This is a genomic window from Roseburia inulinivorans DSM 16841 (assembly GCF_000174195.1).
Taxonomy (GTDB): Bacteria; Bacillota; Clostridia; order Lachnospirales; family Lachnospiraceae; genus Roseburia; species Roseburia inulinivorans.
This window is the reverse complement of sequence record NZ_ACFY01000140.1, coordinates 39,545-49,629: the sequence shown is the minus strand read 5'-3', so window position 1 is coordinate 49,629 and position 10,085 is coordinate 39,545. Positions and strand designations below refer to the sequence as shown.

7 protein-coding genes and 1 pseudogene are annotated in these 10,085 nt (G+C 54.7%); 7 read left to right on the top strand and 1 reads right to left on the bottom strand.

Going from position 1 to position 10,085, the window contains the following annotated elements; translation table 11 throughout:
* From ROSEINA2194_RS23635 to mobQ, 7 genes and pseudogenes are all read left to right on the top strand, one after another.
* Positions 1-1,903, top strand: a pseudogene (locus ROSEINA2194_RS23635) (DUF4368 domain-containing protein); the annotation flags it as partial.
* A gap of 68 nt (positions 1,904-1,971) precedes the next feature.
* On the top strand, positions 1,972-2,592 hold the full coding sequence (locus ROSEINA2194_RS14455; protein ID WP_009860802.1) for a CHC2 zinc finger domain-containing protein: 621 nt from the start codon (positions 1,972-1,974) through the stop codon (positions 2,590-2,592).
* A complete protein-coding gene (locus ROSEINA2194_RS14450) occupies positions 2,570-3,949 on the top strand; it encodes a DNA primase family protein (protein ID WP_009860801.1) in 1,380 nt (459 codons plus the stop codon). Before ROSEINA2194_RS14455 ends, ROSEINA2194_RS14450 begins: the two co-directional genes overlap by 23 nt.
* Before the next feature lie 186 nt (positions 3,950-4,135).
* Entirely contained in the window at positions 4,136-4,321 is a 186-nt protein-coding gene (locus ROSEINA2194_RS14445) for a hypothetical protein (protein ID WP_009860800.1), read from the top strand.
* A gap of 17 nt (positions 4,322-4,338) precedes the next feature.
* Positions 4,339-4,551, top strand: a complete 213-nt coding sequence (locus ROSEINA2194_RS14440; protein ID WP_014078521.1) for a DUF6471 domain-containing protein — start codon at positions 4,339-4,341, stop codon at positions 4,549-4,551.
* A 4-nt stretch (positions 4,552-4,555) separates the two neighbouring features.
* The gene (locus ROSEINA2194_RS14435; protein WP_009860798.1) at positions 4,556-4,762 is read left to right on the top strand and encodes a hypothetical protein; all 207 of its coding nucleotides are present in this window, start codon (positions 4,556-4,558) and stop codon (positions 4,760-4,762) included.
* 438 nt (positions 4,763-5,200) lie between these two features.
* Complete coding sequence (gene mobQ / locus ROSEINA2194_RS14430; protein WP_009860797.1) at positions 5,201-6,907, top strand: MobQ family relaxase; 1,707 nt, start codon at positions 5,201-5,203, stop codon at positions 6,905-6,907.
* Positions 6,908-6,926: 19 nt separating this feature from the next.
* Here the strand turns inward: mobQ and ROSEINA2194_RS14425 are convergent, their stop codons facing one another.
* Complete coding sequence (locus ROSEINA2194_RS14425) at positions 6,927-10,082, bottom strand: type III restriction-modification system endonuclease (protein WP_009860795.1); 3,156 nt, start codon at positions 10,080-10,082, stop codon at positions 6,927-6,929.
* Positions 10,083-10,085 lie beyond the last annotated feature (3 nt).

Here is a 10,085-nt window from a genome sequence, read left to right as displayed (position 1 = left end):
AAAAAATCACTGCGCTCTATGAGCGCCTGTCCCGTGACGATGACCTCACGGGCGACTCGAACTCCATTCTGAACCAGAAACGTTATCTTGAAAGCTATGCAGCACAGCGGGGCTACACCAATATCGTCCACTACACAGACGATGGGTGGTCCGGCGGCAACTTTGACCGTCCCGCATGGAAGCGCCTTGTGGCGGACATCGAGGCGGGAAAGGTGGCCCACCTGCTGTGTAAGGACCTAAGTCGGATCGGCAGAAACTATCTGCAAACCGGCTTTTACACCGAGGTAATGTTCCGGCAGAATGGGGTTCATTTTGTTGCTGTTGCCAATAACATTGACAGCGAGGAACAGGACAGCGGCGAGTTTGCCCCCTTTCTCAATATCATGAACGAATGGTATCTGCGTGACCAGTCCAAAAAGGTTTCGGCAGCATACCGTGTCAAGGGCAAGGCGGGCAAGCCCACCACCAACAACGCCATCTATGGCTACAAAAAAGACCCGGAGGACAAGGACCACTGGCTGGTGGACGAGGAAGCTGCCACTGTGGTGCGGCGAATTTTCCGGCTTGCGGTGGAGGGACACGGCCCCTATGAGATTTCCAAAAATGCTCACAGCCGAGAAGGTGGAGTGCCCCGCCTATTATCTGGCCCGCAACGGCAGGGGCAGCCGGAAGAATACCGTGGACACCAGCCGCCCCTATGACTGGTACGGCTTTACGGTCAGCTCCATGTTGGAGAAACCGGAATATATGGGGCATACCGTGAATTTCCGTTCCTCCAAAAAAGTCCTACCGGGATAAGCGGGTAAAAAATGACCCGTCCGACTGGCTGATTTTTGAGAATACCCACGAGGCCATTGTTGACCCGGAAACCTGGCAGCTGGCCCAGCAGGTGAAGCGGACGGTGCGCCGGACAGATACCACTGGCGTCGCCAATCCCCTGACCGGCCTTGTGTTCTGTGCCGACTGCGGAGCAAAGATGTATAACCACCGGGGCAAACACACACGGGCAGATGGCAAGGAGTACAGAAACGACACCTATAACTGTTCCACCTACTGCTTGACCATCGAACGAGAAACCCAGATGTGTTTTTCCCACAGCGTCAGCACCAAGGCTCTGAACGCCCTGATTCTGGAAACCATCCGCACTACCGCCAGCTATGCCATCCAGAACAGGGAGGAATTTATTCAGAAGGTTCGCAGCATTTCACAGGTTCGCCAGCAGGAAGCAGCCAAGGAGCTGAAACGCAAGGTCGCCAAGGAGCGCAGGCGCAGCGCCGAGCTGGACGTGCTGATTAAAAAGCTGTATGAAACCTATGCCATGGGCAAGTTGGAGGAAAAACGGTTCGAGCTGCTGTGTGCCGAATATGAGAAGGAACAGGCCGAGCTGGAACAGCTGCTTGCCTCCGAGCAGGCGCAGCTGAACCAGTTCCATGAGGACACGGACCGTGCCAGTCACTTTCTGGCGCTGGCACAGAAATATACAGATTTCACCGAGCTGACCGCCCCTATGATCCATGAATTTGTGGAGAAGATTCTGGTCCATGCCCCGGACAGAAGCACCGGGGAACGGGTTCAGGAAATCGAGATTTACCTGAACTTTATCGGGAAATTTGAAGTGCCCATGCCCGAACCCACCGAGGAAGAACTGGCTGCGGAGGAAAAGCGCCGCCAGAAGCGCATCCGTGACCATGAAAAATATCTGCGCCAGAAGGAGCGCAAACAGAAGATTGCCGAAGGGCTGATCGTTCCGGGTGAACCGTACCAGCTGGTGTGCCAGTGCTGCGGAGAGTCGTTCCAGTCTATCCGCCCCAACGCTAAATTCTGCAAACCCGCCTGCCGGGAGAAGTTCTACCGGCAGGAAAAGCGGAAAGCCAAAGAAACGGAAGCATCACAAACTGCATAAGGATTGCGGCCTGCCCAAATAAACCGGGCAGGCCGCATTTTTTATGCCCTGAAACGGAGGGATTTTTTATGACACTCTTTGAACTGGTAAAACAGAATATTTGTGTGCCCGATGCGGCTGAACACTATGGGCTGCAAGTCAGCCGAAACGGGATGTGCAGCTGTCCGTTCCATGAGGACCGGCACCCCAGCATGAAGCTGAACGAGCGTTATTTTTACTGTTTCGGCTGCGGAGCCACCGGCGATGTGATCGACCTTGTGGCGAAGCTGTTTGACCTGAGCAGCTACGAGGCAGCACAGAAGCTGGCCCAGGATTTTGGGATTGGCCCGGACAAGCCGCCTGCGGCAGCTGCCCTGCCCAAACCGGAGCGTCCCCTGCTGAAAGCATACCGGCAGGAGCAAGTGCGCTGCCTGCGGGTATTGTGCGATTATCTGCATCTTCTGGAACGCTGGAAGGTGCAGCACACACCCAAGACACCGGAAGATGTTCTGGATGACCGGTTTGTGGAAGCCTGCCAGATGCTGGACTATGTGGAGTATCTGGCAGATTTGCTCATTGCCGCCGAGCTGGAACAACGGGTAAAAATCGTAGAAATGCTGAACAAGGATGGTCTGATCGCCGGTTTGGAGGAACGGCTGGACAGGCTGAAAAAGGAGGACGATGCCCATGAAAAACAAAGCGCAGCTTGACGGGATGCCCGTCTGGTTTGATGGAAAAAGCATCAACGAAGCCCTGTTTTGTGAGGAGTTCTTGCAGACGCACAAGATCATCTTCACAAACGGGGCTTTTTTCACGCCCGAAGGCCGTGTGACAGACGAACTGCCCCTGCGGGGAGAGATTTTTGAGGAGCTGAAATGCTGTGCGGTCAGCAACATTCCCCGCAAAATCAGCAACATTGTGGAGCTGATGAAGCTGGCGGCGCTGGTGGAGGATTTTCCCCCGGAGCCGGACCGGATTCACCTTTCCAACGGGACGCTTTTTCTGGATGGAACCTTTGCGGAGGGAAAGCCGGAAAACGTCCGCAACCGTTTCCCCGTGGCCTACAACCCCAACGCCCCAAAGCCTGTTCTCTGGCTGCAATTTCTGGATGGTCTGCTCTACCCGGAGGATATTCCCACCTTGCAGGAATATATCGGCTACTGCCTGATCCCCAGCAATAAGGGACAGCGGATGATGGTGATTAAGGGCAGCGGCGGCGAAGGAAAGTCGCAGATCGGCGCTGTGCTGGGAACTTTGTTCGGTTCCAACATGAAGGACGGCAGCATCGGGAAAATATCCGAGAACCGGTTTGCCCGTGCTGATCTGGAGCATATCCTCCTGTGCGTGGATGACGATATGCGGATGGAGGCTCTGCGCCAGACCAACTATGTAAAATCCATCGTCACCGCCCAGGGCAAAATGGATTTGGAGCGCAAGGGCAAGCAGAGCTATCAGGGATGGATGTGCGCCCGGCTGCTGGCTTTCTCCAACGGAGATTTGCAGGCGCTGTTTGACCGGAGCGACGGATTTTACCGCCGTCAGCTGGTGCTGACCACAAAAGAAAAACCGGCTGGCCGTGTGGATGATCCCGACCTGGCCGAGAAGATGAAAGCCGAGGTGGAGGGTATTCTGCTGTGGGCTTTTGAGGGATTGCAGCGGCTGGCCGCCAACAACTTCAAGTTCACCGAAAGTGACCGCACCAGAGAAAACCGGGAGGCAGTCAAACGGGACAACAACAATGTCTATGATTTTCTGGATTCTGACGGGTATGTTCGCCTGAAAGCCGATCTATCTGCCAGCTCCAAAGAACTGTACGAAGCATACCAGATTTACTGCACCGAGAACAACCTGCCTGCCCTGAAACCACGCAGCTTCAGCGAAGCTCTGATCGCCTGCCAGAGCCGCTACAATCTGGAATACTGCAACAATGTGACCAACGCAGCCGGACGGCGGGTGCGTGGTTTTCTGGGGGTTGAAGTATTGGTGAGAAATCATATATCAGTGTTTTCCGGCGATTCGATGCGTACGTACGTACCGGAAGATGTGCCGGAGGAATGGCGGCGCTGAATCGTGTACGTACGTACGCTTTGATTGACAGTTGTTCTCCCTTTTATAGCAATTCAGCGGTTGTATATCAAAAATCGCTGGCAAAATCGGAGGGGTAAATCAAGGCAAGTGGGAATCGAAAAGTATTTGACGGTTGGAAGAAATCATTTTGCGAAACCGTGCTTCTCACCCCGGTGAACCGAGTGCATGGAACCATGGGAAAATGCACGGTTTCAAACCAAGTCACACGGAACGGGAAAGTCGGAAGGTGCGACCTATGGACGGGACATCACACCGGCAATTCTGAACGGATTTATTGATAAGAGAATTTTTCACGACACAGCGAAGCGGCTATGCCAGAGGGCGTACCGGCTTCGCTTTTTTATCAAGTAAATTTAGGAGGATTTTTGATGATGACGGTACGCAACGAAATTAAGGCACAGATCGTCCGGGCGGGATACACCATGCAGGAGCTGGTTGACCGGCTTCATGAGGAATACGGCTGGTCGGACAGTGTTTCCAACCTGTCCGCCAAGCTCCAGCGAGAATCTATTCGCTATAAAGAGGTCGTGGAGCTGGCCGATGTGCTGGGCTATGACCTGATCTGGCAGAAACGGAGGTAAACCTATGACAAGTGAAGAAAAGAAACTGTTACAGGCAAAGCACCGCTTGGAGGAAGCCCAGGCACGGGACCGGGTGAAGGCACGAAAAGCCCGGACAAGGCGGCTCATTCAGGAGGGCGCTGTGCTGGAAAAAGTGCTGCCGGAAGTACAGGCGGTAGGGCTTGATAATCTGGAAGAATACCTGCGGCGAAAGCTGGCAGCGCACGATTGAAAATGGCTGGGAGGTCTCCGGGAAACCGGGGGCCTTCCTCTTTTTCATCCCGAAGGGCGCACTTACTCACCACCTGCTAAAGCAGGCGGTGGTAGCCCTCCCGTTGGTCGGGCACGTGCGCTCTCCGAGAGGGATTGCGACTCCTGCGGGAGCCGCTGGACAAGGCTGCATTTCTGCCAAACTGCCAGCCTTGCCCATGCAGTCGGCGCAGGGGTTTTCGTTTTGGAATCCCCTGTTCATGGGGTGGTATATTGCCACCCCATCCCGCCGCCTGCCTGCGTCAACCTGCCACCGGCAGCTTGACACAGATACAGGGGTGGAACGATTCGCTCCACCCCTGCTGGTGGTACGTCGCATTTCACGACGTACCTGTTGTAATCGAGTACGGAAGAAGGGCTGCTGCGTTTCACAGTAGCCCTTCGGAAAGGACGATAGACAATGGCGATTTATCATTTGGAGGCCAAAATAGTCAGCCGTGGAGCTGGACGCTCCGCCGTAGCTGCTGCGGCCTATCTGAGCTGTTCCCGGATGCTCAACGAGTATGACGGGGTGCAGCACGACTACACCCGCAAACAGGGCCTTGGGTGGCGGCAGGTTTTTCTGCCAGCCACCGCCCCCGCAGAGTGGCAGGATCGAGAAATCCTGTGGAACGCTGTGGAGGAAACCGAAACCGCAAAGGACAGTCGCCTTGCCCGTGAATTTGTGGCGGCGCTGCCCATAGAGTTAAGCCGGGAGGAACAGATTCAGCTCCTGCAAGATTTCATCAAGGAGCAGTTTGTGGCAGACGGAATGTGCGCTGATGCTGCTATCCATGACCCGTATCCCCCCGGACACAATCCCCATGCCCATATCCTGCTGACAGTGCGCCCGCTGGATGAAAAGGGAAAATGGCAGTACAAGACCGAGAAAGAATATCTCTGCGTCAAAGACGGCGAAGAACAGGGCTTTACCGCCGCTGAGTTCAAACAGGCACAGGCCGACGGCTGGGAGAAACAGTACCAGTACAAAGTGGGCAAAAAGAAGGTGTATATGGCCCCGTCCGCAGCGCAGGCGCAGGGCTATGAACGGGTATCCAAATATCCTAAAAGCACCAAATATGGCAGGCAAAATCCCATCACGGAACACTGGAACAGCGACGAGCAGCTTGTTTTGTGGCGGGCTGCATGGGCGGATGTGGCAAACCGCCATCTGGAGCGCACCGGGCACGAAGAACGCATCGACCACCGCAGCCATGCCGAGCGTGCTCTGCTGGAGCGGCCCACGGTCCATGAGGGTGTGGTTGCCAGAGCCATGGAGAAAAAGGGCATTATCTCTGACCGGTGCGAACTAAACCGGCAGATCAAGGCGGACAATGCCCTGCTCCGGGAGCTGAGAGGACAGGTCAAAAAGCTGGCGCAGGCAGTTAAAAATACCATCCCGGCGCTCGCCGAGACCATGGAGAATCTGCGAAAAAATTTGCTTCTGTTCTGCTATCAGCTGGGGTATCTCCGCAAGGGCAAGGAACGCCTGAATGCTTCGCTGAATACGCTGCGCCCTGCCCTCACACAGTACAATCAGCTTGCAAAGGACATTCGGGATAAGACGAAGGAGCGCCGCAGTCTGCTTTCCGAGAAAAAGGCGCTCTCTGCGGTTCATGTATTCTGGCACCGGGAACTGGCGGCTAAGATTGCGGCACTGACAGAGGATTTGGAGGAACTGCGTTCGGAGAAAAATCTGCTTCTGGCGTCGCTGGCATATTCCGAGGAAGATGCCGCCGATAAATTTCCCAAAGACATCGCCGCCATGGAGCAGAGCCTGAAACGGCTGGAAGAACAGGAACAGAAATATTCCGCCGAGTTGGACGCTGCCCTGAACGAGTATGCCGGGCTTCGGGAGCAGGCCCAGGGCTTCGACCCAGTGCAGCTGTATGAAGCAAGACAGGCCATCCGCCCCGGCAAAGAACAGGAAGCGGAGAACCAGGCACAGCAGGTTTACGTTGAGAAGTACAGCCCACTTCTGATGTTTGACAGTAAAAAGGCGGTGTCCCGGATGCTGGACGAGGATGCAGAGCGGCTGGCCGTGCGGAGAATGGTGCGCCAGACGCAGAAGGAGCAGCAGATTTCCAACAAGGGAAAGCGCAAGAATCAAGGACGAGATGTGAGATAAAAAGCTCTTTCTATCTCTGTCAAATGCGCTTGCGCAGCTCCGTCCAACTGGTTGCAGTCTCCAGCTCCACACCTGCGTCCAGTGCTTTGAAATGCTCCTTGCCGCAGTGGATTTTTAGCTGCTCACTGGTTTTCAGGTGCATAAAGCTGGTGTCACCCTTGGTTTCCAGGACGAAGTACAGCTTTTCCTCACCGTTCTTATTCAGATACACAGCCCAGTCGGGGTTGTACGTGCCAATGGGGGTTTCAATTTTGAAGCGGCTGGGAATCTTGAAGAACATCTTCACATCCGGGTCGTTGTCCAGGGCCACCGCCACCGGCTTCTCTACCGTGGAGCTGTCGTAAACCACATAGTCATAGACGCTGTGTTCCACCTTTACGGCGTTTCGATCCAGGTTAGCAAGCAACTCCGTGGTGTCGAAGATTTCCTGCACATAATATTCCTGGCCATCCAGCTTCACATAACGGATACCGTCGATAGCCAAGGCGTGGCGGTGGCTGCGGATTAGCTCTACGGCTTGCTCCAGAAATGCCTCCGGATTGTTGAGGAAATCGCCACACCGTCCGCTCTCTACCAGAATCCGATTGACGGTAGCCGGGGTCAACAGCGTTTCATCGCTGATGGCGGTGATGATGTCCGGCAGGGCCTGATAATCGTTGGCAATCTCCATCGTCCGCATTTCCCGTTCCATGTGGCTGATCCCGGACTGCTGGATGTGAATATCGGCAGTCTGGGACACCAGACGGGTTTTGGGGATATGGGGCATTTCCTGAAAGGCTTTGACGCAGTTCTTCACCAGCTGCTCTGTGTCAATGCTCACCCGGTAGGCGGTTTTCTGCTTGATCTTGCTCCACAGCTCCAGGAACTCCGGGGAGAGCATGACCTGTTTGTTGAGCCGTACCACCACATCACGGGAGGCATCCCGCACCGGGGGCTTCCGGTCGGCATTGGCGATAATCTGCTCAAAACGCTCTCTGGCAGCTTCATATTTTTTCGGCAGGTCAAGGGTTCCGTTCTTCAAAGCGTTCTTCATGGTATCCTTGACCTTACCGGTGCTGGTGATATACCCCTTCTGCTCAAAATGCTCCAGCAGCTCCGTAGCTTCCTCGTGGGTGACGGTATGTTCCTCTACGGTAGTGATTGTACTGGTGATTCCAATAATTGCCTCTGCTGCCTGTTCAGCGGTCGCACCGTTTTTAATTTGGCGCATGACTTCCGTTACGGGGCTGGGCGGTTCGGTGATTTTCCCTGATTCCAATTCCGCTGTAATTTTTTCTTCCGCTGCCGTCATTTCGGGGTCGGCCATCCATTTGTCAATGGAGCCGTCGTCCATCCAGGTTTTTACCAGCTCGTGGGCCTCTTCTCTGTCAATCGTATGCTCACGGGTAACTTCTTCCTGATAGGTCATCCCAGCAAACAAACTGAGCTGGAGTACACCAAACTTGACGCCAGTTTCGTCCTCGATCTCTTTCTGGAGGGTGGAAGCAAACTCGGAAAAGCTCTCGTTGGCCATGACGTGAAGGACATTGATATTCTTGTCCTCGATGCGTTCACCGTCCTGGTTCACGCACAGGCGCAGGCCACGGCCCACCTTCTGGCGGCAGGTAAAGGTGGACTTCTGCTCGATCAGGGTGCAGACCTGAAACACGTTGGGGTTGTCCCAGCCTTCCCGCAGCGCCGAGTGGGAGAAAATAAACCGCAGCGGACACTCAAAGCTGAGAAGCCACTCCTTGTCCCGCATGATGGTGTTGTAGGTGTCATCGTCGGCCTGGGTGTCGCCCTTGGTGTCCTTCAGGCGTCCTTTCTTGTCCTGAGAGAAGTAGCCGTTATGTACCTTGCTCACATCTGTGGTGAATCGCTCTCGGAGGAGCGCATACTTGGGCTTTGCGATCAGCTCCTGATAGCACTCCTCAAACATAGTGGCGTAGATGCCGGGTGTGCCGTCCTCGTGGCGGTACTTGTCCACCTTATCGATGAAGAACAGGGACAGTACCTTGATCCCCTTGTCCAGATACCGCAGCTCTTTGTCAAGGTGGGTTTCGATGGTGCGCCGGATTTGCGCCTTCTTGACGATGTTCTCGTCCACGTCTCCAATGGCCTTGCCCAGCTTGACCTCCTGGGTATTGCCAAACTCGATATGTTCAAAATCGGGAGTGCAGTCAATTCCGGTAACGGTGTAGCCTTCGTACAGTTCCCGCCCGCCGGACAGCAGGAATAAATCGTCGCCCGGCTTGACAGTCATGGCCTTGCGGGTCACGGCTCCGGTCTTGCCCTTCACATCCAGTTCCACTCTGGCCTTAAAGCCCTTGTCGTTGCTGACGGAAAGCAGCCGCACATAGGCTTGATTGAAGCCACCGGCAACCTGATTGGAGGATACGGCGATCTGCTTGACCAGCCCCATCTGGTAGGCGTCTACCGGAGTCAGGCGGTAAAGCAGATTGATTTTTTCTCGGTGGGTGGCGGAGTACCGCAGCACACACAGGGGATTGAGCGTGGCAATGGCTTCCTTGGCCTTGGGGGTGTTGTCCACGCTCTGGGGTTCATCGATGATAACGATAGGGTGTGTGTTCTGAATAAAGCCCATAGCCGTTTCACCGTTGAGCCGATCCTGCGCTTGATTGATGATGTTCTCCGCTTTCTTGAAAGCGTCGATGTTAATAATCATCACTTCGATATTGGAACTGGTGGCAAATTGCCGCACGTCGGACAGCTTGGCAGAGTTGTAGATGAAGTACCGGCATGGCACGTTGTCGTATTGCAGGCCGAAATGCTCCTGCGTGACCTGAAAGGATTTGTAGACGCCCTCCCGGATGGCCACCGACGGCACCACGATAACAAACTTGGTGAATCCGTACTTGCGGTTCAGCTCAAAGATGGTCTTGGTGTAGACGTAGGTCTTGCCGGTGCCAGTTTCCATCTCAATACAGAACTGGCAGCCTTCCGCTGTGGGGGTCAGGGGCAGGTTATTCCGCTTCTGGACGGTGTGCATATTGGCGGTCAATGTTTCCTGGTCAATGTAGAGAGCATTGCCCTGGCCCAGCTCATTTAAGAAATTGGTCTGGGCTTCCTCCATGACGGAGAAGGTGCTCCGTGTTTTCTCCTGGCCGGCAAACAAATCCACCACAGCGTTGACTGCATCCATTTGGAAGGCTTGATTCTTGAATTTCAGTTTCATGCC

Bases quoted from the DNA above. Each gene is read 5' to 3' on its own strand.
- ROSEINA2194_RS14455 (WP_009860802.1), top strand. From the start codon at position 1,972: ATGACACTCTTTGAACTGGTAAAACAGAATATTTGTGTGCCCGATGCG.
- ROSEINA2194_RS14450 (WP_009860801.1), top strand. From the start codon at position 2,570: ATGAAAAACAAAGCGCAGCTTGACGGGATGCCCGTCTGGTTTGATGGA.
- ROSEINA2194_RS14445 (WP_009860800.1), top strand. From the start codon at position 4,136: ATGGAACCATGGGAAAATGCACGGTTTCAAACCAAGTCACACGGAACG.
- ROSEINA2194_RS14440 (WP_014078521.1), top strand. From the start codon at position 4,339: ATGATGACGGTACGCAACGAAATTAAGGCACAGATCGTCCGGGCGGGA.
- ROSEINA2194_RS14435 (WP_009860798.1), top strand. From the start codon at position 4,556: ATGACAAGTGAAGAAAAGAAACTGTTACAGGCAAAGCACCGCTTGGAG.
- mobQ (WP_009860797.1), top strand. From the start codon at position 5,201: ATGGCGATTTATCATTTGGAGGCCAAAATAGTCAGCCGTGGAGCTGGA.
- ROSEINA2194_RS14425 (WP_009860795.1), bottom strand. From the start codon at position 10,082: ATGAAACTGAAATTCAAGAATCAAGCCTTCCAAATGGATGCAGTCAAC.